At 51.6% G+C, this 23,823-nt stretch carries 16 protein-coding genes; 1 reads left to right on the top strand and 15 read right to left on the bottom strand.

The window, feature by feature from the left end:
• Position 1: 1 nt before the first annotated feature.
• From AC50X8_RS16450 to AC50X8_RS16400, 11 genes are all read right to left on the bottom strand, one after another.
• Complete coding sequence (locus AC50X8_RS16450; protein ID WP_056028389.1) at positions 2–988, bottom strand: ABC transporter permease; 987 nt, start codon at positions 986–988, stop codon at positions 2–4.
• 16 nt (positions 989–1,004) lie between these two features.
• Positions 1,005–2,564, bottom strand: a complete 1,560-nt coding sequence (locus tag AC50X8_RS16445; RefSeq protein ID WP_494880415.1) for an extracellular solute-binding protein — start codon at positions 2,562–2,564, stop codon at positions 1,005–1,007.
• A 75-nt stretch (positions 2,565–2,639) separates the two neighbouring features.
• Positions 2,640–3,809 (bottom strand): mandelate racemase/muconate lactonizing enzyme family protein, encoded by a 1,170-nt coding sequence (locus AC50X8_RS16440; protein WP_056028395.1) that lies wholly within the window; start codon positions 3,807–3,809, stop codon positions 2,640–2,642.
• On the bottom strand, positions 3,796–4,884 hold the full coding sequence (locus tag AC50X8_RS16435) for a glycoside hydrolase family 88/105 protein (RefSeq protein WP_056028398.1): 1,089 nt from the start codon (positions 4,882–4,884) through the stop codon (positions 3,796–3,798). The genes AC50X8_RS16440 and AC50X8_RS16435 overlap by 14 nt, the downstream gene beginning before the upstream one ends.
• Positions 4,885–5,043: 159 nt before the next feature.
• Complete coding sequence (locus tag AC50X8_RS16430; RefSeq protein WP_494880412.1) at positions 5,044–5,949, bottom strand: dihydrodipicolinate synthase family protein; 906 nt, start codon at positions 5,947–5,949, stop codon at positions 5,044–5,046.
• 140 nt (positions 5,950–6,089) lie between these two features.
• Entirely contained in the window at positions 6,090–6,779 is a 690-nt protein-coding gene (locus AC50X8_RS16425) for a GntR family transcriptional regulator (RefSeq protein ID WP_056028404.1), read from the bottom strand.
• Between the two features lie 43 nt (positions 6,780–6,822).
• Positions 6,823–8,274: an alpha-ketoglutaric semialdehyde dehydrogenase GucD gene (gene gucD / locus AC50X8_RS16420; protein ID WP_494880410.1), complete on the bottom strand. Its 1,452-nt coding sequence runs from the start codon at positions 8,272–8,274 to the stop codon at positions 6,823–6,825.
• Between the two features lie 189 nt (positions 8,275–8,463).
• Positions 8,464–9,063, bottom strand: coding sequence for a DUF6630 family protein (locus tag AC50X8_RS16415; protein WP_494880408.1), 600 nt, complete (start codon positions 9,061–9,063; stop codon positions 8,464–8,466).
• A gap of 17 nt (positions 9,064–9,080) precedes the next feature.
• Complete coding sequence (locus AC50X8_RS16410; RefSeq protein ID WP_494880407.1) at positions 9,081–10,058, bottom strand: hypothetical protein; 978 nt, start codon at positions 10,056–10,058, stop codon at positions 9,081–9,083.
• 19 nt (positions 10,059–10,077) lie between these two features.
• Positions 10,078–10,857, bottom strand: a complete 780-nt coding sequence (locus AC50X8_RS16405) for an SMI1/KNR4 family protein (protein WP_155972693.1) — start codon at positions 10,855–10,857, stop codon at positions 10,078–10,080.
• A 42-nt stretch (positions 10,858–10,899) separates the two neighbouring features.
• Positions 10,900–12,567, bottom strand: a complete 1,668-nt coding sequence (locus tag AC50X8_RS16400; RefSeq protein WP_494880404.1) for a DUF6138 family protein — start codon at positions 12,565–12,567, stop codon at positions 10,900–10,902.
• A gap of 396 nt (positions 12,568–12,963) precedes the next feature.
• Here AC50X8_RS16400 and AC50X8_RS16395 point away from each other — a divergent pair, with 396 nt between their 5' ends.
• Positions 12,964–13,386 (top strand): VOC family protein, encoded by a 423-nt coding sequence (locus AC50X8_RS16395; RefSeq protein ID WP_056028419.1) that lies wholly within the window; start codon positions 12,964–12,966, stop codon positions 13,384–13,386.
• 307 nt (positions 13,387–13,693) lie between these two features.
• Here the strand turns inward: AC50X8_RS16395 and AC50X8_RS16390 are convergent, their stop codons facing one another.
• The 4 genes from AC50X8_RS16390 to AC50X8_RS16375 form a co-directional block, all read right to left on the bottom strand.
• Positions 13,694–14,911 carry a hypothetical protein gene (locus AC50X8_RS16390; protein WP_494880400.1) on the bottom strand — a complete coding sequence of 406 codons (1,218 nt, stop codon included), beginning with the start codon at positions 14,909–14,911 and terminating at the stop codon, positions 13,694–13,696.
• A gap of 21 nt (positions 14,912–14,932) precedes the next feature.
• Positions 14,933–16,153, bottom strand: coding sequence for a tetratricopeptide repeat protein (locus AC50X8_RS16385; protein WP_494880481.1), 1,221 nt, complete (start codon positions 16,151–16,153; stop codon positions 14,933–14,935).
• A 91-nt stretch (positions 16,154–16,244) separates the two neighbouring features.
• Entirely contained in the window at positions 16,245–17,594 is a 1,350-nt protein-coding gene (locus tag AC50X8_RS16380; protein WP_494880398.1) for an ATP-binding protein, read from the bottom strand.
• 513 nt (positions 17,595–18,107) lie between these two features.
• The gene (locus tag AC50X8_RS16375) at positions 18,108–23,810 is read right to left on the bottom strand and encodes a type I polyketide synthase (protein ID WP_494880395.1); all 5,703 of its coding nucleotides are present in this window, start codon (positions 23,808–23,810) and stop codon (positions 18,108–18,110) included.
• Positions 23,811–23,823 lie beyond the last annotated feature (13 nt).

The following is a 23,823-nucleotide window of genomic DNA, read 5'->3' as shown; positions in this document are numbered from 1 at the left end:
GCTAGTAAACCCCTTCCTGCCCAAACTTCTTGGCCATCCAGTTCGCTCCCAGCACCAGAATGAGGCCGATAAAGGATTTGAACAAGCCAACTGCCGCGCTGTAGCTGTACTGGGCCTGCGTCAAGCCTTTCACGTACACATACGTGTCGAATACTTCGCCTACATCGCGGTTCGTCGGAGCAAGCATGAGGAAAATATGCTCGAACCCGGAATCGAGAAACGTGCCGAGCCGCAAAATAAGCAAAATGACGATTGTGCTGCGAATAGCTGGCAGTGTAATATGCCACAACTGTCTTAGCCGATTGGCTCCGTCCATTCGCGCTGCTTCATACAGCTGCACATCAACACCCGACAGCGCTGCGAGAAAAATAATCGTGCCCCAGCCTACTTCCTTCCAGATCGACTGCGACATAATAATCGTTCGGAACCAGCTCGGCTCCAGCAAAAAGGCGATTTTATGCCCGGTTAGCGCAAACAGCATTTCATTGATAATGCCGCCTTCCGTCGTCAGTATAATGTAGAATACCCCTACGACGACGACCCAAGAGACGAAATGGGGAATATAGATCATCGTCTGCACAAACCGCTTGAAGCGCTCGACCCGTACTTCATTCAGCATTAAAGCAAGCACAATCGGCAGCGGAAAGAAGAAGACGATGTTGTAAACTGCCAGCAGCAGCGTATTGCGGAACAGCTGCCAAAACTGCGGCTCCGAGAAAAATCGTTCGAAATGCTTAAGTCCCGCCCAGCTGCTCCCCAGCACGCCCTGAAAGGGCTGATAATCCTGAAACGCGATAATGACGCCGTACATCGGGACGTATTTGAAAATGATGAAAAATAGTACGCCTGGAAGCAGCATCGCATACATCCATTTATCCTTGATCAGCTCCCGCAGCCACTCGCTGCGCCTGCTTACCCGCTCCTTGCCAAGCGTTGATCCGCCTGGCCTGCTACTGCTGCTGCCCGTCGTGCGGATTTGTGCGTTCATGCGCGTCCCTCCCTTGTTAGCCTCCAAGCTCTACGAAGGACGACTCATATTCCTTCACGACGGCATCGCCGCCAGCCTTCGCCCATTTGTCTACTTCCGCCTGAAAGCCTGCATCGTCAATTTGGCCCATAATATATTTCGTTTCCGCATCGCGAATAATGAGATCAAGCTCTACTCCACGTTCATTATACGTTGGCGAATTGAGCGTCAGCGCGGGATTCGGCACCGCATATTGAACGTTATCCCTCGCCATTTTTGTCCCTTTTAGAGCGATTGGCGTATCATCAATTTCCGGTACATTGTAGCCTTCAATGTTAAGCAGTCCGTCACGATATGGCTTGACCTCCCGCTGGAACAAAGCAAAATCTGTAAACTTCGTTTTAGTGCCATCCACAACCTCATAATGCTTGCCTTCAATGCCGCGCATTTGCAGCGTGGACATCGGCTCATCCATCAGCTTGTCGAGGAAGGTCAGCACGCGCTTCAGCTCCGCCTCATCCTTGACTGCCGATTTGGGAATCGCCAAAAATCCAAAGTTGCCCGGCTCGCCCGCGATGCGCGGACCATCTGGCCCAGCAAACGGGGCAATATCCCATTCTGCCGTCGGAATCGTATCCTTCATGGCGACAGAGTAGCTCTGTACATTTTGCGCCGACACATTCAACCGCATGCCGACCCTGCCGTCATACATCGCCTTATCCAGCTCCGTTACATCGTAGACGGCAAAATCCTGATTAATCAGCTTGTCAGCATACAGCTTGCGGAACAGCTGGAGCACATCCATATATGGCTGTGTCTTAAACTCCGGCGTGAATTTGCCGTTGTCCTCTCCCCAGCGATTGACGCCGCCAATGCTGACCGCCAGCCTTGTAATGACGGGCTGCGTTCCAGCGTTGTAATTTTTGAACAGCATCGTGCCGTAAGAATCCTGCTTGCCATTGCCGTCTGGATCACTTTCAGAAAACGCTTTCATAACGTTATACCAATCATCCATCGTTGCGGGTAGTGTTAGCCCGGCTTTATCAAACCAATCTTTGCGGTAGACGACGGCTGCCCGCCCAATGTCGCGGTAGTTCGGGATGCCGAACAGCTTTCCGTCAATTTTTATATTGTCATAGTAGCGCTGATCCTGCGCCGCCAAATTCGGATAATCCTTCAAATACGGCCCCAGCTCCCAAAACAAGCCGTTGCGCGCGGCATTCATTACGTTTGGCACATAGTTGACCTTTAAAATTTGCGGAAGCTCATTGGAAGCAATCATGACGTTGATTTTATCATCGAATGCTGCTTGCGGAATCCACTGAATCGCAAGCTCCGTATTCGTATACTTTTCAATCGCCTGCTCCACCTCATTGCCCTTTGCTGGAATATCGCCCACCTGGCGCAGCGCAATCGACAGCTTATATGGCTTGCCCACACCTGCATTTTCTCCGGAATTTTCCCCGCTGCTGCCGGCTTTCTCTCCTGTTCCCGCACAGCCCGCGGCGAGCCCCAGCGTCAATACGCCGGAGCAGATGAGGTTCACCCACCGCTTGCTGCTGCTGCTTGCTAAAGGCTGAATCGGCTTGCTTGTCATGAGTCGTCTCCCCTTTTAATTAGGAATGCTTGCCACAGCTTGCCTCTGCTGTTCTCTGCTGCTCTTTACAACCTTTTACTGCTTCGTTTGCGACGTGCGATCCTGCAGCTGATGGACGGATACCGCTCCCCAGCTTAAATCCGGTACACGGTATTGCTCGATTTTATCCGGGTCCAGCTCCATCCCAAGCCCTGGCTTGTCAGCCCCTGGCACGATCAGGTAACCTTCCTCATAACGAACCGACTCCTTAACCACATCGCCGACATATAGCTCCGGTCCCGTCGGGTCCGACGTATAATTCAGATTGACGAGCGTGCTGCCGAGATGCGCCATGGCGGCTGTGCCGATCGACAGCTCCTGCGTCGTGCCTAGCAGGCAGCCTTTGCCAGCTACTTCCGCGGCTGCTGCCGCTTTCCGGGCAGAGGTCAGGCCGCCAATGAATATCGGCGAAATATTGAAAATATCTACGCTGTCCTGCCGCAGCATCTCATGCTGCTGGCGGAAGCTCCACACATGCTCGCTCACGGGATAATCCGATTTCATGCGAACTTGCCGCAGCCCTTCGAAATCATTTTGCGGAGCCGGGCTCTCGACCATTTCAAAGTCATAAGCAGATAAGCGGCGTATCGCCTTAAGCGATGCCTTCCAGTCCAGCAAATGGCTGAAATCGAGCGATTTAATTTTCACCCGTGAGCCGAACTCGCGCTGCACCCCGTCCAGAAACGCCTCATCCGCATCAAGGTTTTTGCCGACATACAGCCGGAATACGTCAAACCCCTGTGCCAGCCGCTCGCGGACGACAGCGATATTTTCCTCAACCTCCTCCATAAACCGGTGTCGGAAGATCGGAAAGCATACTTTAATTTTGTCCTGAATAGCCCCGCCCATAAATTCTGACACCGACATATTCAGTGCCTTCGCGCACAAATCATGCAGCGCGGCATCAATGCCATTGCGGATAAAATTACCTTTCTCGTAATAAAAGTTGGCTTCGGGAAAATGGCTTTTCAGCTCCATATTGATGCGCGACAGCTGGAAGGGATTTTGTCCGATCAGGATGCCCTTGAGAACTGTCGCCAGGTCATTCAAATCAATCGAATAATAAGGAAGATGGGAAAAATCCGACATTTCGCCGATGCCCGTCAAGCCTTCATCGGTCATTAGCTCCACTATGACATGCTTGCTGACAAAGCCGGTAGAACGCGGCACGCCAACGACGGTTAAGCGCAAATCAGACAGCTTCATGAATCGAAACACTCCCTTTTTTGTTAGGCTGTAGTCCTTCTTGAAGGGCAAGCAATGCCAAACCTTGCGTAAACGGTGTAATTTCATACGGGATTTGGTTATAGGCTTCGGCATCCGCCTTCACCGGGGTACCTGATGAGCCGCCTGTTACATAACCTTCTTCATCAATGCTTGCCACTACTGCATCAAGCGCCCGCTCCGCCACCTCGCGGTATTGCTCCGAAATGAGGCCTAGCCTGATCCCTTTCAGCAAGCCATAAGCAATGCCCGCAGTAGCGGACGTTTCTGTATACGTGTCCTTCCGGTTCAGCACTGTTCTCCACAGCCCTGAAGCCTCTTGCAGCTCAGCTAGCCTCTTTACTTGCGCATGGAGCGTTTCCAAAATCGCCTCCCGCTCCGCAAACTCGGACGGCAGCAGCTCCAAAATATCAACGATGCCCGCCGTCATCCACGCATTGCCTCGGCCCCAATGAACGCCGATCCACTTCCGCTGCTTATCGTTCCAGCCATGATAAAACAGCTTCTCTTCAGGGTCGAACAGCAGCTTGCAATGCAGAGCGAGCTGTCTTCCGGCTTCCAGCCTGAACCGCTCATCATGGAGGAGCGCTCCCCGCTGCGCCATATAAAGCAAGCTCATAAACAGCGTATCGGCCCACACCTGATCCGACCAGTCATTGTCCAGCACCGTATGCTCCAGAGCTCCTGAATCGGTGCGCGGCCCGCTATTCAGCAAATAATCGTCAAATGTCTGAAAAAAACTCGCATATTGGCCCTCATCGTCCTGATCCCGCAAATGCAGCATCGTCAGAAGCAGCGAGTTGGAGTTTACGCAAACTTTCTCAAAATGCGCTTTGATTCGCCCATCAATCCAGCCTTTCAGCATCAGGTCATAGGGTGCATCTCCCGCTGCCTCTCCTGCCTTCACTACCCCATAGAAGGCAACCCCGATGCTCCAATCCCAGCGCCGCCAGCGAATGCCTCCGGGTTCATCCGAAAAGGTATGGCTAAGCGCCAGCGTCCGCTCAGCGGTTCTACTTAGCAGCAATTGCAGTTCTGATCTGTTTTGCCCCGCCATTCAACTTCCTCCTTTTTGATTAAAATCCATTTAATGCGCTTACACAAGGTGAAACGGCTGTCGCCGTCTTTTGGCGGCGCGGCGCGTTTCATTCCGAGAAATATAGAGAGGAGATGGGAAAATCATATACTCCCTATATTTTTATAAAAGGAATTGCCCTTATACGGGCTGCAGCAAGCCCCATTCCCTCAGCATGCCTGCTACCTCTTCACATTCCTTGCTCGTTAATGTGCTAATAGGCGGGCGCACCGCTCTCGTTGCTATCAGCCCCAGCTGGTACATCGCTTCCTTGACTACGCTTACATTATTGCCGTTTCGATGGCTTTCCCTCAGCTGCTCGAATGGAAGCACCTCGCGCCAAATTTCCATCGCCCGCTCATAGTTTCCTGCATTCAGCGCCTCCAGCATCGCAAACGATCTTTGGGTATCCACATTGACCATTCCCGACGTAAAGCCCTTCGCCCCGGCCGCATAAAACGTCGGTGCCCACATTTCAGCCGTTCCGCATATCCACACGATGTCGTCCTCCACAGCTTGTACAGCGCGGCTAAAGGATGGCGGATGATTAATCGCATATTTGATGCCCACAACATTCGGTATGGCAGTTGCCTGTACAATCGCCTCATGTGTAATTTGCTCACTGCGGATATAAAGTACCATGGGCAGCGAGGTTGCGGCCGCGATTTGCTTGTAATAATCGACTACGCCCTGCGCCAGCAAATAGGGATGAACCGGCTGATGCACCATAATGCCGTCGGCGCCGCATTTTTCCGCATGAAGGGCTAGCTCGGAAGCTGTACTCGCATCATAGCCCACCCCGGCAATGACCAAACTTTCGTGGTTAACGGTGTCTGTCACAAACCGCGTAACCTCCTTAGCCTCCTCCACGCTCAGCGCATAAAACTCGCCTGTGTTACCGCATGGATAAATCGCTTGAATGCCTTGGTCAAGCAAATAGCGAATGTTGCCTTGCAGCGATGTCCAATCAATGCCGAGCTGTCCATCAAATGGTGTCACATTAATCGCATTGATGCCTCTTAGTTTAGCTTTAATGCCTTCATGCATCGTCACAGCATCTCCTTTCTCTTAATCTTCTATTGTTTGCTCCAGCGGTTTGCCTGCGGAATGAAGATCAGCCATCGTTTCATCCCGCCCGCTGCCGAAGCTGCTATTGCTTGGTGCCTGTCCCGTCTACTCCCAGCATGCTAGCTCTTCGCTTTCGCCGCCGCCTTGCTTTCCTTCACAAACTCAATCGTCCGGCGAATATGCCCAATCATCAGCTTCTCGGCAAGATCAGCATCTTTCGCCACAATGGCCTGATAGATGGCATAATGCTCCTGAAAGCCCCGCTCCAGCTCATCCTCATGCGACAGCGCCTTTTTACGGAAGGAACGGTCAAAGGAATGAATCGCTTCAATCTGTTGAAAAATATAATTATTTTTCGCATACGTTCGGATCAATTTGTGAAAATGTCCATTAAGCGCAATGAGCTGCTCTGTATTTTTCGCTTCGGTATAAATGCGCATCTGCTCCGTTGTTTCCGTTAGCACACTGGCTTCCTCGTCCGTTATTTTGAGCGCCGCGAGCCTTGCGGCTACACCCTCCAGAGCCGATCGCGCCCAGTTGATTTCCTCAACCGAATTCATAATGTCGCTGGAGACGAACGTTCCCCGTCTGGCGCTTGTCGTAACAAGCCCCTCCTGCTCCAGCCTTCGCAGCGCTTCCTTCAGTGGCGTTGTGCTGATGCCGAACTGCTTGGCCAGCTCCCGTTCCTTCAAATGATGGCCCGCCTTATATTGCTCGGACAAAATCGCTTCCTTCAGCTTCTCGTATATGACGTCGCGAATCGAGCGCGTCTGCAAAGCTATATCTTCCTCTTGACCATGTATGCTCATCATTACCGCCCCCTAATTTTGCAGCAGGCCTCGCGCCTGTTTCTCAGGATTTAATAAATACGGTTTTGATAGAGGTGAAAAATTCTATCGCTGCCTGCCCTTGTTCCCGCGAATGCGAGCTGGACTGCTTCATGCCGCCAAACGGCGCTTGCAGCTCCACACCCGCACTCTCCGAATTGATTCGAATAAGGCCCGCATCCATGTCCTGAATAAAGGATAGCATATGAGCGATATTTTGCGTAAATATGGAAGCGCTTAAGCCAAATTCCGTATCATTTGCAATCGCTAACGCTTCCTCTATCGTATCAAATCGCATAAGCGCCAGCACTGGGCCAAAAATTTCCTCCCGCGCAATCGCCATACCCGCATCTACCTGATCAAAAATCGCCGGCTCAATGTAATAGCCTTCCTGATCAAGCCCTTCCGGCTGCCCGCCACCATGCAGCAGCAACGCACCTTCCTCTACGCCTTGGCGAATATAGGAAGCAACATTATTATATTGCTGCTCGCTGGCGCAAGGCCCCATCCATGTATCGGGCGCCAGCGCGCTGCCGACTTTAAGCTCCTTCGTTCGGGCCAGCAGCTTCGCCACAAAAGGCTCGAAAATATCATTCGCGATAATAACCCGGCTCGTAGCCGTGCATTTCTGACCGGTTGAGCGGAAGCCGCCGTTTACAGCCGCTTCTACCGCTTGATCGAGATCAGCGTCAGCAGCGACGATTAGCGGATTTTTGCCGCCCATCTCCAGCTGATATTTCGCTCCCCGGGCGAGCGCCGCCATGCCAATCCGTTTTCCCGTCTGGTTCGAGCCGGTGAACGTAATTCCTTGGATGAATGGATGCTCAGCCATCGCTTGACCAACGACGGAGCCTTTGCCCGTTACGAGATTGACCGTCCCGGCTGGAAAACCCGCTTCTGCCAAGCATTCCATCAGTTTGACAGCGGTTACAGCAGTTTCCGTAGCTGGCTTAAGCACAACCGTATTGCCATATATTAGGGCGGGAGCCATCTTCCAAAGTGGAATAGCTATTGGAAAGTTCCACGGCGTAATGACGCCGACGACGCCAAGCGGAACACGGGTTGTCAGCATAAGCGCTTCGCTGTCCGTTGACGGAATGACATCGCCTGTCTTGCGCATGCCCTCGCCAGCGTAATACCGCAATATCGCCACGCCTCTTGCCGTCTCGCCCTTTGCCTCTGGCAGCGTCTTGCCCATCTCGCGTGCCATCGTTTCAGCAACTTCATCGAGCCTTCGCTCAAGCGCCGCTGCTGCCTTAAACAAATATTCGCCTCTTGCCGGAGCGGCCAGCTTGCGCCATATGGGCTGGGCTTCTTTCGCGGCCAGCACTGCTGCATTCAAATCATCGGTGCCGGAGCTTTGCACCCAGCCGACAATTTCGCCTTTGGCAGAAGGATTCAAGCTCGCTTCTACTTCGCCGGACGAGGAAGATACCCACTCTCCCCCAATGTAATTGAAAGCGGTATGCGTAGACATAGTTACCAATCGCCTCACCTCTGCAATTTTATATTTGATATCTGATATATCAGATATTATATTGAATCTCTTTAATCGTCAACCCCTTTCACGAAAAAAAACTCCCGCCAGCGAAATGGCAGGAGCTTCTTATCATTTTTCACAAGCTAATATTAGCTGCTTACGGCTATGCTTGAACAATTGCTATCCTTATTCAAATTCATGAATCCGATAGCCTGCACGCAGCGCGAGCGCTTGAAGCTTGCTAATCTCATCGGTAGGAACGGTGATCAGCACGTAGCAGTCACTATTAATATCCATGCAGGCGAGCGTGATCGAATGCACTTGAAGCAGCTTGAACATTTTCACTAAAAAATCGTAGGTTGGGATGATTTCTTCCACTTCATTTTCCCAATTCCACTCTTCTTCAGGCAGCAGCTGCTTTCTTGCAAGCAAATCTTCAATGACGCTAGCCACCTCATAGCTGTCCTCTTTCCAGTCGATTTCCCTTGCAAGACCTTCCGCTTGCAAGGAATCGACGAGCGCAAACCATGGAAGCTCAGGAATCGGGCAGCTAATTCCCCGCTCATCCAGTCGATCAAACCAGCGCACAAAATAGTCCTCTTCATGCAGCATAGCCTCAGTCACTTCGTCCACGATCTGCGACTGCCCGAAGGCAAGCCGTCTGCTCAGCTCCAGCAGCGCTGAGTTGCGAAGCTGCGGGTCATCCTTTTCAGCCGGAGAGGCTTGCTCCAGCCTTTGCTGCTTCAATCCTTTTTTCCGCGCAAATCCGAATCCGAACCATCCCACGCTGCTCGCCCTCCCTATTACAAACGGATTATACGTCTAAAACGCAAATTGCCGACAATATCCTCGAAGTCTAGCTCAAACACATTAGGATCGCGATAATAGACCGCTGCCGCTGGCAAATAACCGACAACCGGGCCTGTTCCGCCGCATACCAAGCTGCCCCCATCTCCGCCCTTTGGGAAAAACTCCGCATCCTTCAGCGTCATTTCATATTGATAAGGATCACCTGAGAAGCAAATGCCGAAAGCATTCGGCAGCTCCAAATCGTAAGGCCTGCTCTCGCCTTCGGCGAGCTCCTCAAAATGCCTGAGCTTCATCCCATAGTCAAAGCTGTCGCCCCATGGATACAACGTCCGGCAGCCGCCGCCGTAAAGATATTCCCACTCATCCTCCGTAGGCAGGCTAAAGCCGGATTGCTCGATTTGCTCAGCGACGCTATCCGCGTCCAGCTCATCGTTAAACAAATAAGCGATAATTTCCTCTCCATCGCGTACGAAGCGGAAATTTTGGTGACGCTCATATTCTGAATAGGTGCTCAGCTTGAATTTTTTCAATTCCTCCTGAAAATCTTCATCCTCCGCCAAATCCTCGTCATCAAGCTCTACCTCGTACCAGCCTAGCGAATGCGTCTCGCATTCGACGAGCAAAGCGCCAATTTGCGCCTCGCGGACCAGCGACATTTGATCACGAATAAAGGCATCCCGATCCTCAACACCAAACTCGTCCAGCGTCGCTTGAAAATCTTCAGCTGTTGCAGCATCCAAGCCTTGCTCCCAGCGATCCCAGCCCAGCGTCGCTTTATCTCCTGGCACATAAACGAACTTATAGCCCTCATATTCATAGACACCCGTTTCCATCCGGCTGCCATAACGTTCGAACGTTTCCAATCCTTTATATTCAAAGCCTTCCGGAAGCTTTTCCAGCAGCATTTTCAAGACAATTTCCTTCTCCTGGCTCGGCAGTCCGTTCCAGATCGATCGATTTAATGTTTCCATTGTGCGCCCACCTTTTCCATTAAGTTAACAATTTGCAATTATGAGCTACCAAAAAAGCGGTTATTTGTTGCAAAAGCGGCTCCTGCCCCTCCTCATAGAAAACGGCAACCTCCAGCCTGTAAGCATAATTAAACCGAATATATCCGCCCAAACGCTGCAAAAACAAAGTGCACGTATAGGCATTTTCAATCTGAAAATCCGGCTGGAAGCTTTCCTTGCACTCACGTGCCAGCTCCGGCAGCTCATATCCGGCCTTATCCGGGGCAAAATGAAAAAATTGATGCTTACGCGTTTGTGTCCATGGCTCAAAATAAGGCGGAGCCGCCGCTTCCTGAGCAAGCTTTTCGCTATAAATCTGATCCAGAAGCTCCGTATAGTCGGCATGCTCATTCGCAACCTCAGCATACAGTTCAATGATTTCCGAATGCCGCGGCAGCCAGAGAATGCCCTTTACATCGGAATGCACCGCGAGAAAATCGCCATCAATGGTCGTGCCAATCGACACGCATTCGGCAATTTGCTGCTGCGTAATCGGGGAGGCATCATTATGCTCCCAAAACTCCTCCTCGGCAAACGGCTCCAGCACGCCGGAATCCGGCACTTCAATATTAAACCAACCGCGATAAGTGCCGGGCCCGTTAAGAGTCAAAAAGCGCACATACGCTTCAGGCAGTGTCAACTGCCGCTCCTGTTCCAGCTGATGCAGCTTCGCTGCCGATATAGGTGAACCATTAGTCGATACGATATACATGGGCAGGCCTCCTTTTATAAAAAACGCTTCATATAGCTCATTGCTCATTACTCATTTGCTCCCGCTCCTGCATGCGCTGCTCGCGTTGTATTAATAGGCGGCTTGCAGCAGCTGCTCCATAAGCGGCTGGCGCGTATCCTTCGTTTTGCGAGCTGCTGCTTTCAGCTTGTCGGTCCCGCCCCAGATCAAATAAATGAGATGCTCCACTTCATAATTTTGCAGCCCCGCCGCTTGCTCCAGCAGCAGCTCCAAATTGACTTCCTCTTCAAAGGCCGGCTTGATTTTGAGCTTGAGCTCCTCCGTGCTATGCAGCATGCAAACAACGAGCGTTGCAATAGAATCGGCATTAACACCATAGCGGGCCGCGAACTCGGCGGTAAATTTATTTTGTACGGATTGATGCTCTACATCAACCAGCTTCATATACTGCTCGACTAGCGAAAAATACCGCGGATCGGCTAGGCCCAAGCCGAAAACAGCATAGCTACCCGGCATGCAGCTTTTCTCATCCTCCGCATCGCCATACCATTCGAACTCCTCCATTGCCTCGCGCGCATATTGCTCCAGCTGCGAATGCAGCTCATCAAAGGCGAGTGCATTTGCAAAGAAACGGTGCGTATCCGATTTGGCCAGCCCTTTCAGCGGCAAATAGTGCTTCTCGCTCGACTTAAGCTTGATCTTATAGCTTTTGGGGAAGCCCTGCTGCAGCAATCGAAGGATGAACGACACCGCTCGTCCGTAGCTCTGCTGCTCCTCCTGCTTGATGACGATCGTAATCGTTGAAAATACATCATTAGCTTTACAATGTACAAACGCATCACTATAATCGCTATCTTCCTTCGGATAGGCGCCGCTGCCTTCTTCAAGCAGCTGTGTTGCTTTGTCGCTTCCTAGTTGCCGAGCACAATCGATAAAGCTGAGCCCTCTTGACTTGCTATAGCTTGGCTCGAAGCGCAGAATAGCGACAGCCGCATAAAGCAGCAGCGTGATCAGCCCAGGCTGTACGGAGTCGTCAGCAGCCTCAGGCTTCAATATATACTGCTTCTGTCCATCCTCGCCCTCCTCTATGGCGAAATACGTAGGCAGCAGTTGGTTTTCCACCCAGGCTTTCAGCATCATAATGATATAGCTGCGATGTTCTTGGAGCGCTTCTTTACGGGATTTATTGAGCTCTAAAATTTTCTCGAATTTGGCAATGATCCATTCGCCGTCCAGCTGCGGGAAAAGCTGCTCACTCAGCAGGTGCCGCACCAAAAAAAACGTATCCAGCGGCTTCGTCGGAAATTTGCCGGCATCCAGCTTTTGCGCCACATAAGTTTGAATATGTCCCAGCAGCTCCTGCTTTTTCGCCTCATTCACGTATTCTACGAGCGTAAGCTCGAAGACGCTTTCCACAGCCCGGAACTTCCCGCAAAAAGTAAAGCGGTAATCCGTAACAGGTGAAGCCGCCAGCAATTCCAAACGTTCCCCGATTGCTTCCGCCAGTTGAGGCTTAATGAGCGTCTGGATCTGCTCTATCGTAAACAGCGCATGCGGATCAGGCTGCTCATCCTTTTCATCCGGCCAACCAAATCCCAAATCGTGATCTACAATTTGTATAGGCTCCGCCGTACAGTCTATTAACGCGTAATCAGAGACGCCTACTTGCAGCTTCGTACGTTTAACAGTATCCGCTGCATCCTGCTTCTCCAATTGGTCGAACCATTGGTGAATCTCTCGTTTCATCTCATCTATTGCCGCTCGTTGTGCTGCTTCCATCCAACTGTTCACCTTCCACTTTCCATATTTAAAGTTAAAGCAATAACCGTTATGTATCCCATCCATTAAATACCCGATTTCATTAAACCTGAACAGCCCGCTTTTTAAAAAATGAAAGGGCACCCGCTGCGGGTACCCGGCTTTTAAGCACAGCTATGATCATCTTCAGGGGCATGCTTCCAGCGTCAACTGCAAACGAAGCTTGTCCTCTTATTTTATCTGCGGCAGATGCCGGGAACAATAAGTCTTATGGACGGTTTTCCCCTAATTGCTGGTAAAGAAGCCCTCAGCTTAGCTGCACAGATTCCAAGTTTGAACATGCTCGGTTTAATGATACAATAGGAGCGTAATTGACCAAGCTTAACCCCAACTCAAACCTACGAAGGAGTGACGTAAGTGGCTGTTCAGGCGTATTTGAATTTTAATGGCAACTGTCGTGAAGCGGTATTGTTTTATGCAGAGGTTTTCGGAACGGACAAGCCTGAAATTATGACATTCGGGGATTCTCCTCCAAATCCGGAGTATGAGATGCCGGAAGCAGTAAAACCTTTGGTTATGCATACGCGGCTGAAAATAATGGGCAGCACAATTATGTTTTCTGATGTATTTCCAGACTCTCCTTACGTTGAAGGCACAAACATCAGCCTCTCCGTCGTCAGCAAGGACCTTGAAGAACTGCAGTCAGTCTTCAACAAGCTCAAAGAAGGCGGCACTGTAGAGATGGAGTTACAGCAAACCTTCTGGTCTAAAGGCTACGGCAGCCTGAAGGATAAATTTGGCATTCAATGGCTCATCAACCAATCCGACGAAGAGCTTTAATCAAGCCTCATTCATAAGGCTTTGCATATAAATACCCGCCTGCCCTGTTTGGAGTTCGTCCAAGCAGCGGCAGGCGGGTATTTTTCTGACATTTACTTGAACGTTTGTGGTCTTGCGCAGTGAGCAGAATATCGTATAGCCTCATTCCTGTTTCAAGGGAACGCTGAATTTAGCGTGATTTATCAAAAGCCGGTTTCAAGCTTTCGCCGACATCTTCAAGAAATGTGTCCATATGCCACTTCAGCCTCGTGCCGAGCTGCCTTCCATAAGGCGTTTCTGGCGGAAGAGCGGAGGGCCTCAGTCGATTTTAACCTTCCGCACTCTCGATGCGCTTGCCAATGACACCTGTGAGCGATTCAATGTGCTCGGCGTTTGTCCAACCGGAGAGACCTCTTCTCCATACCATGAGCATCTGCCAGTCGACCTGCCGCGTTTCTATCGCCCAAAGCAGCTCGTTCGTCCGCATCGGCGTTAGCGGCATGCCGTTCTCTGCCGGTATCCAAAGTGTATCGTCCGAATTGGAGACGGTCGGCATTGCTCGAACGTTGGAATAGGATGCGTCGTAGGCGTAACGGATTGGGCAGTCATCCGCCTCCAGGGCCTCCAAATACAGCCTGATATCGTCCAGTAATTTCTTTGCGGTTGATACATATTCCACAGGACCCTCCAGCAGCGGCGCTCCTCCCGCAGTAATGCTGCGGTCCGTCATTTCAAGCTCCGCATTTTTCAGCGCCGACCAGTTCCAATTCACGGGCGGGTAATCGTCCTTTTTCCACTGCACGCCGCGCGATTCGACAACCATACCGTAACGCCCCGACTTGAAATTGCGAGGATACACGATCCCATGGACCAAACTGGTATGGCCGATTGAATAATGGCTCCGTATTTTGTCCAGCTTTTTCGGCGACAGCGAAGCGCCCGCCGAAAAATGAGGGGTCCACTGATGCCGCGAGCAAAGCTCGCGCAAATACAGCTCGTCAACCCTGGCGTCGAGGCTGGACGGTTCCAACAACAGTGAACCGCCGTTAACGCCGAGATCGATTATTTCGCCGCTATCGTCTCCTTCAAGAACAATCATTTCCTCGACAAGCGGTACCTTCACCGCTTTAAGCTTATCCACGCGTTGAACGGCTAGCTTCTGTATTTCCCGCAGCATTTCCTCCAGCAGATATGCCGACATTCCTTCCCTCGTATTGACGCTTTCGTATTTCGAGAAATAGACGGTTTTTTCGTTACGGGCCTTTATATCCAAATGAACATAAGCCTCCCAGGAACAACGATAACGAAACCACAATATTTTTTCATACAATGCCATATCGGTTACGACAAGACTGTCTTTTGCACTGTTCATTAAGGATTGATCCAATACAGCGACGATGGTTTCGCTAGAGGGAATGCGATGCGCTCGCCGTATAGCCGGCTCCTTATTCGCCGGAATCTTACTCCAGTAATGCTTGTAGCCTTGCATATAACGGTCGAAAACCGCTCTCAGCTCGTTTTGCCATTCCATGCTTGTTTCGTCCACGATCCCCCCTCCTTTCGAACACTATACGGATAAAGAATTTTTACGATCGGCGCGTTTCTGACTCAGGTTTTGGAAATACGTGATAGAAAATGCGATAGCGATAGGAATGCTAATAAGCATAATCCACAACGTCATTCCTATCGCAATAATCGTAAAGCTTCTGGCCGAGCGAAGCGGGTTGGCAATCCAATAGCGGTAACGCACCTCGCCAGGTGTAAGATTCGATACTTGCTGAACCCACGCTTCAACTTGCGGGTGACCAGGATGCCGTTCCGAGCATTGCTTGAAATGCGCAATCGCTTGTTGGTAAAACTTACCCTTATACAGTATATTTCCGTAATGCAGGCTCATTTCCAAATCATTGGGATGCTTCTTCAAGTATTCCTTCAACAACGTATTCGGACTAATTTTCTTCTCTAATTGTGCGATCCTGATGCCCCGTAACAGTATTGCCGGATCGTTGTCGTTCAGTTTGGCGAGCACAAAGGTTTCGCTGAATAGACTGCGTAAATAATGGATATATCGTTCTTGGTTTTTGCGAACGCTATCGTGCGTGCCAACGACGAACTTGTTGAACGGATCGAGCTCCACAGCCGACTCTACCACCTGTACAGCCTCCTCAAGCCTGCCCAAATTTTGCAGCACGACTGCATGCTCCGCCAAAAATTCGGCGTTTTGCGGTTCAAGCTGAAGTGCGGTTACAATGAGCTTCTCCGATTCTTCCATCCTTCCTACTATCCGAAGCACATAGGAGAGGTAGGCATACGACCAACTGTATTCTGGATCGAGACGAATGCTCGTCCGCAGCAGCTTGCATGACTCGTCCAGCCGTTCCTTCAATCTTTTTTTCCAACTGACACGAAACCAAACTCTCTGGTATGGCTTTCTGCCGTAACGATATACTGCCTGTTCGCAGAATGTAACGGCCAAATGATAGTTGGATGGCGCATCGTTCGGGTCCAGCTCCAGGCTGCGCGTCAACGACTCTACCGATTCTTCGAATCTTGTAAGCTTTCTATAAATAAGGCCAAACAATCGATGCACATACAAATCGTCGGGCTGCTGCTTGATTAACAGTCTGCCAAACTCCAATGCCTCGCCGTATCTTGCTAGCTCGTAACAATTCCATCCGCAGGTGTACAAGGCGTCGTAATGCTCAGGATCGATTCGCAGCGCTTCGGCTGCTTGCTCCAACGCGGCCTCATGCTTGTTCATGTCCCAATAGTTTCTCGCAAGCTCCATTATCTTATCGATTTGACGTTCCTGATTTGTCATATGCTTATCTTGCCTTTCTGTTCCGTTAGTAAAATATCTAGTCCGTACACGGCTTCCATTAAATCAATCTCCCGAATTGCCGCAGATAATGCTCCACCTCGTTGTAGATACCGCTCTGATTGGAATATTTGACGTAGTTTTTCGCCGTGCGTAGCCATTCCAGCGTCGTCGGACGAATTTCTCCGAGCGCCTGCTCCATATCCTTTATTCCGATCGGCCGCTCGACGCCCGTCTCGAGAATATGCTCCAGCACGATTTCCGTCGCTCTTTCGACGACGTTGTCGATATCGGCGCCCGAATAAAACTCCGTGGACGCGGCCAGCTTTGCGATATCCATTTGCTTGACGTAACGGCCATGCAGCTTCATTTCGAACGTACGTTTTCTCGCTTCCACATCAGGCGGTGCCACAAATACCATCCGATCGAACCGGCCCGGCCGCTTCAGCGCGCCGTCCACATCCCACGGCAAATTCGTCGCTCCAAGAATAAGCACTTGATCTGTGTTCGTATCGATTCCCTCCATCTCCGTAAGGAAGGTGTCGATCACGCCTCGCATCGAGCTGCTTGAAGATTTGGAACGATTGTATCCTAACGTATCGATTTCATCGAAAAACATAATGCTGGGCTTTTGAGAACGGGCCTTATCGAACATGTCTTTTAAGTTTCGTTCGCTGACGCCTATGTAAGGATCCAAAATATCCGTAATATGGACGGGAATGAAGGACGCCCGGCACTCTCCCGCCGTCGCTCTCGCGATATATGTTTTGCCACAGCCGGGCGGGCCATACAGCAGTACGCCTCCGCCGATTTTTTTACGAAACTTGGAAAAGAGCCCTTGATTGTAAAACGGACTAATAATGCGGATATGAATCGACTTCTTGAGCTCGGTCAAGCCTGCGACATCCTCGAACGTAATTTTGGGCACGCTGACCGCTTCCTGCTTCGGGTCCACTTGTCCACCGTCAATCACCTTCAATCCGATATGTCCCTTTGTTAAAAAAGACCTGCCGTCCGCTCCCGGCTGTTCGGCGATACCACGATCTTCGTCGTTTTCACCATCTTGTCCATCTTCCTCGAACTCTTCTTCATCGTCGCTTGCTACAATACTATCGGATTTGTCCGTCCATCCGCTTGCTGAATTCTGATTCTGTTCGCTCTTCGCTTCGCTAGCGGCAGCAGCTAGCGCCACCGCGCCACCTTGTAGGCGCATCGATGCATGAGTAAGCTCCTGCAGCAGTTGAGCGCGAAGCTCTTCTTGCCCCGTACAGCATGAAAGCCCTGCGGAATAGGCGCCAATTGCTTCCACGTACTGTCCGTCTGCGGCATATTCCATCCCCAGCCAATAATGGGTTTGAGGGTCTTCCGGTCTTTCGGACGCCATCTGGCGCAGCCAATCGATTTTGTTCATCTGTGTATGCTCCCCACTCCTGAAAAATAGTCTCTCTATATATGTCGTATACTTTCTGTCCAATTTCAATAGATGCACAAAAATGGACCTTAATTTCCACCTGAACTCCATCATCATTCAAAAGGATACAATAGCGTTTCATTCATGATTTCTGATTTTTTATACTTTCTATCTCAACTTAAGCAGCATGAAATCGGTAAACAAGCCTTGATATAGCTATCCTGAAAATGTGTTCACGTTTACCATAAGTAGAGCGCAAGTTTTTTCCTATTATTCGATCCATCTAATATTTATATCAACCTTTCGTATGAAGGTATAAGTAATATCGGTAAAATATGGATGTATTATTATATTAAATGACGAAGATGAGCGCAATACGGGGAAAACCTTCTTTTAGCTTCATTCAGGCCTCAAAACAAAGAGAAACCCAAGCGTCTTGAGACAAGACGTAGGGTTTCTCTACAATTTGACAAGAAAAGCCGTCAAAACGGCGACTTTTTTTTGTTAGCACTATTACAGTACACTCGCTTCCAGATTCTGCTCTACAGCCTGTTGCTCCTCTTCCAATAAGCTGACTAACACATCCGATAGCATTTCAATCGTGTTGCCGCTGAGAAGATCGCCCACCATTGGCGCACAGCCAAATTCGCTAGTAATGCGATTACGGAGTTTAATAGCCATCATAGAGTCGAGGCCAAGCTCCGGAAGGCTGCGTGTCGTTTCAAGAAATTCCTGATCGTAGCGAAGCAGCTCCGCGATAATTGCCGTGAGCTGTGCCAATACAGCAGCCGCTCTTCCTGCTGGCTCTAATGCTGCCAATTTCTCTGACCAGTTAATGGTTTCCTCAATCTGCTGCCCCTCGCTGCGCGCCTTTTGTTCTAGCAGATTAAGCAGCGGCGTGTCCGGGTACAGCATGCGGACGGAATTCCATTCTGCGGAAAGCACAGCCACCTGAGCAATCGGTTGACCGAGCAAATGCTCCAGCAGTCGCTCCCCTTCTCCATCGAGAATGCAGTCTATTCCATTTTCCTGAAAATGGGCTGCTAAGTTCAGTCTGGTGACCATACCAGACAGCCATGGCCCCCAGTTAATGCTCATAGCTGGCAGCCCTTGACTAAGACGATAATGGGCCAATCCATCCATGAATGCATTGCCTGCGGCATAATTCCCCTGTCCCGCTGGCGGAAGCAGCGCGGCAATGGAGGAGAACATCACGAAAAATTCCAGCGGCTCGGAGCGTGTTGCTTCATGCAGATTCCAAGCCCCTTTCACCTTCGGTTCATAGGCTTCATCGAAAATATGTGCCGGCATTTGTCTCAGCAGCATATCTTGGACGGTGCCTGCACTATGAATGACGCCTCGAACTGGTGGGTGGCCACTGCTGATATAATTCTCCATAAAAGCTTTTAGGCTCTGCTGATCTGTAATGTCGATGCAAAGGGTCTGCACATAAACACCAGCAGCTTCCAGCTCGAGTACGAAAGCGATTCGCTCCGCTTGCACAGCCTTTGTCGGATCATCGGCAAGGTTCGCCAAATAGCCTTTCCATTCATGCCTTTCCGGCAGCGGGCTCCGACCGAGTAAAATCAACCTTCTAGCCCCCCGCTTGACAAGCAAGCGCGCAGCATTCTGGCCGAGCGAGCCGAAGGCGCCAGTAATGAGATATGCGCCGTCCTCACGGCAGCGCAGCGGAAGTGCCGTTCCTGGAATGCAAGTTGCCTGATTGAGGCGAAGCACATGGCGCCCACCATCCCGGAAGGCCAGCTGATCCTCGCGTCCCGCTTCTTCACTGACCAGCTCCCGAACAAGCTGCTGCGCCGCTTCTGCAGCGGCCGCATTCGGATCGATATCGCAAATGCCGCCCCAATAATCACGAAACTCTTGTGCGATCGATCGTCCAAGCCCCCATGCTGCGGACTGGAAGACTGCTGGCGGCTTTGTAACGGCGAGTTCATCCAAGCGATGGACGAGCTGTGCACCGCGCGTCAGCGTCCAGAGACGTACCCTCGCATGATGACTGGCTATGCTCTGCACCGTATAAAGCATGGAATAAAGGGATAGCGCTTTATGCGGTGTAAAGCTCTCATTCCCTTCCATCCATGGACTGCTCCAGCACCTGCTGCCCTGCTCAGCTTCCGCTTCAAGAGCATGCAAATGCATGCTCACCGGTTCAGGAATATCCAAATTCCAGGCATGAACAATGCCGCGAAGACGGCTTCCAAATGCCTGTAGTGCATCCTTCACCATGCTGTCGTAATGCTGCTTCGTGCCAGGGTGTATTTTACTCCCATTCAAAGCAGGCACAAAATGATATTCTCCTTCAACAGCGGGCCATACAATAACCGCCTCAAAATTCTGCTGTCGCAGTATTGTGCTTGCTGCCTCCGCCACACCGCTGTCATCGGCGAGAAACAGCCAGACATCCTTCTTTGTCACGCGCAGCGGCGAGTCGCTCAGCTCAGGAGCAGGCTGCCACTGCGGCTCATAGAACCAGCGCTTTAATTGTGCACTCCTGATCTTTCCTACTCCCGCATCCACCGCCTGTTTGACGAAGCCGAGAAACTCGGCTACCAGGCGTCCATCTTCGTCATAGACGCGCAGGTCTCCCTTTGTTATCTTATCGTTGCGCTCCGTCAATCGGCTGTGAGCCCATAGTTTCCCTTCTACCTTTCGATAAAAGCGAATTTCCCCAATTCGCACGGGCAGACGAAACTCATCTCTCGTTTCCTTTGGCGCCTCGCCTTCAAGCGGGAATTCAGCAGCCAGCATCGCCTGAAAACAGGAGTCCATTATCTGAGGATGGAAGATGTAACCCTCTGTCTCCGCTGCCGCTAGGTCCATTTTAATTTCTGCCCAGGCCTCATCCATTCCAATATAAGCTTGTTGCAAGCCTTGGAACATGGCTCCGTAATCAAAACCCATACGGTTTAAAATCTGGTAGGCCTGATCGCGCCCTACGGTACGGCGCATCGTTTGACTCGCAAGCTTCGGATTCTGCTGTGCCGCTGGCGCGACCGGCTGGAGCTGCCTTACCCGACCGGAGGCATGTAGCGTATATGGACTTCCTGACGTATCTGCCGCCGAATAAATTTGGAACGTGCCGTTCTCCACGTCGAGATAGTGCTGGGTAAGCATGACCGTGGAGAGCTGAGGCAGCGTAAGACTGCGGTGCAGTTCGATCTGCTCAAGCGCATACCCGCTTCCGCCCAAGGTGTGCTGAACCGCCGCCATTGACGCTTCAATATATGCTGCCGCCGGGAAAACCGTCTGATCCAGTACCCGGTGGTCACGCAAATAGGGAAAACGAATGAGCGAGACCTCACCCTCCCAAGCTGCCGCTGCGCCAAGCAATGGCCTGCCAAGCAGCGGATGATCACGCAATCCTAGACGAATTAGCCGGATGACCTCCGGCTCATGCCAGTAGGCCTCCTTCCGCCATGGATAGGCCGGAAGCTTCGTCCACTGCGCTTGCGGATAAAGGGCGGTCCAGTTCGGCTCAAATCCCCAAGCATAAAGCTCAGCAAGCGACAGCAGCATTGCTTCATGCTCGTCCTCCTTGCGGCGGATGGAGGCAACAGCCAAGGCCCGGCGGGCACCAAAGCATTCATTCAGCGCTCCATTAAGAACAGGATGCGCTCCGATTTCCACAAAAACCGTATAGCCACTCTGCAGCATTTGTTCAATGGCCGGTGCGAAGCGCACCGGTTCACGAACATTGCGCCACCAATAATGAGCATCTACAGACGCGCCGTCAACAAGCTCAGCAGTGACGCTCGAAAAAAGCGGGACGGACGCTGACTGTGACGGAATCCCCTGCAGGCTGTCCAGCAGCTCCTCCTCAATCTCCTTCATGAAATGGCTGTGAAAAGGGGCTTGCACCTTCAATTTTCGGTTGAATAATTTCTGCTCTGCCGCCAAGGCCAAAACATTGTCCAATGACTGAATTGTTCCTGCAAGCGTGACCGATGAAGGGCTGTTAATCGCAGCAATGCTCACCGTTTCTTCAAAGTCCTCCACTAGCTTCTTCGCTTCCTCCTCGCTGGCGCCGACAGCCGCCATGCCGCCTCTTCCACTTAAGCGCTGAAGAAGTCGGCTGCGGTGGTAAACGATCTGAAGCGCATGCTTTAAGGGATAAACGCCCGCCGCATAAAATGCAGCAACCTCGCCTGCACTATGGCCTACGATGGACTCCGGCACGATTCCCCATGAGCGCCAAAGCTCTGCCAATGCGATCTGGAGAGCACAGCTGATCGGCATTGAAATTTCGGTTTCGTCCATCAGACTGTCCGCTTCATCCTTCTCGAGCTCAGCCAGCATCGACCAGCCGGCAATTTCTTCAAACAAGCGGTCACACTGCTCCATCGTCTCTCGGAACACAGGTTCAAGCTTCAGCAGCTGCCTTCCCATGCCGTACCACTGCGGGCCCATACCTGAGAAAACCCAAGCAAGCCGCGGCTTGTCGCTTGGCCTATTCATGCCGGTGATGACGCCCTGTGCCGCTTTTCCTTCGCCAGCTGCAGCCAAAAGCTCTGCCAGCACATCACTGTCTTTCGCAATACTCGCTTGACGGTGAGCGTGATGCTCGCGGCGCTCGCCAGCGCTCCAGCACAGGTCTTCCAGCGCTAAGCCGGGACTGCTAAGCCGATGCAAGTAGCTTTTGCTGAGCAACTGCAGTCCTTCCGCTCGCCGTGCCGAGAACGGCAGCAAATACGAGCGCTGTGCAGCAAATCCTTTTTGCTCCACAACGGCTGATGGACCTGCTGCTGCCCTTGTGTCAACATCTGCCGCTGCCTGCCGCTCGCCATCACGGCGATAGCCAGCTTGAACGGCTATCAAGGACGCCTCTTCTTGCGGCAAAATATCCTTTTCGCTCACAGATGGCTCCCGGACGATCACATGCGCATTTGTGCCGCCATAACCGAATGAATTGACTGCCGCAATGGCTTCACCGTCATGCGAAGGCCACGGCTCAAGCTTGACGGGCACGCGGATGCCCCATTCATCAAATCGAATGGCCGGGTTCGGATTATGAAAATGCAGGTTCGGCGGAATTTGCTTATGCTGGAGGCAAAGCACCGTTTTTATTAGACCAGCTACACCGGCCGCTGCTTCGGTATGGCCTATATTCGTTTTACAGGAGCCAATGAACAGCTTTTCCGATTCCGTCCGCCCTTCTCCATAGGCTGCGGCAATGGCCCGCGCCTCGATTGGATCTCCGACCGGCGTGCCTGTTCCGTGCGCTTCAACATATTGCACGTCCGCTGCAGAAATGCCCGCCTTGCCCAGCGTTTTTCGAATCAGCCGCTCCTGCGCCTCGGAGCTGGGAACGGTAATGCTAGCCGTATGTCCATCCTGGTTGACACTGCTTGCCATAATAACCGCCTGAATCGGATCGCCATCTGCTAGAGCATCCTCCAGTCGTTTCAGCACGAGCATACCAACGCCTTCGCCCCGGACATAGCCGTCCGCAGAGTTGTCAAAAGTTTTGCACCGGCCTTCCGGCGACAGAAATCCGCCTCTGCTTTCTACCAGCGTGTATTGCGGGGTGAAAATCAGCACAACGCCACCAGCAACCGCAAGCTCACTCTCGCCCTTACGCAGGCTTTCGCAAGCCAAATGCAGCGAAACAAGTGAAGACGAGCAGGCTGTATCAATGGTCATGGACGGGCCGCAAAAATCATAAATATATGAAATCCGGTTTGAAATCATCGTGGTCATACTGCTTGCGGCGGTATACGGCCCGGCGTCCCGCTGGAATGGATCGCCGAATTGCAGCGCGTGATAATCGAGCGCGAATGCCCCTACGAACACACCTACCTCCCGGCCGCGAAGAAGGGCGGGGCGCTGCCCGCCGTCCTCCAGCGCTTCCCATGTAACCTCAAGCAAATGCCGCTGCTGTGGGTCCATATGATGCGCTTCATGCGGCGATATGCCGAAGAACTCTGGGTCAAACCGGTCGATGCCGTCAATAAAACCGCCGTGCCTGGTTACCATTTTACCCGGTTTGTCACGATCGGGATGATAGAAATCCGTGTTCTTCCATCGCTCTGGCGGAACCTCCACGATCGCGTCTGTACCATTTTTGAGCAGCTCCCAGAATTGTTCCGGATTGTTCACCCCGCCGGGAAAACGACATCCCATGCCGATAATCGCAATGGCCTCCTCATTAGTGTGAGTCTGCTCCTTCGCGAACTGCTGATGCTTTTGCTTAGACATCGTGATAGCCTTC

It is taken from the genome of Paenibacillus sp. JT22N15, assembly GCF_059383755.1.
The sequence above is the reverse complement of the archived record's forward strand: the minus strand, read 5'-3'. Positions and strand labels throughout refer to the sequence as shown.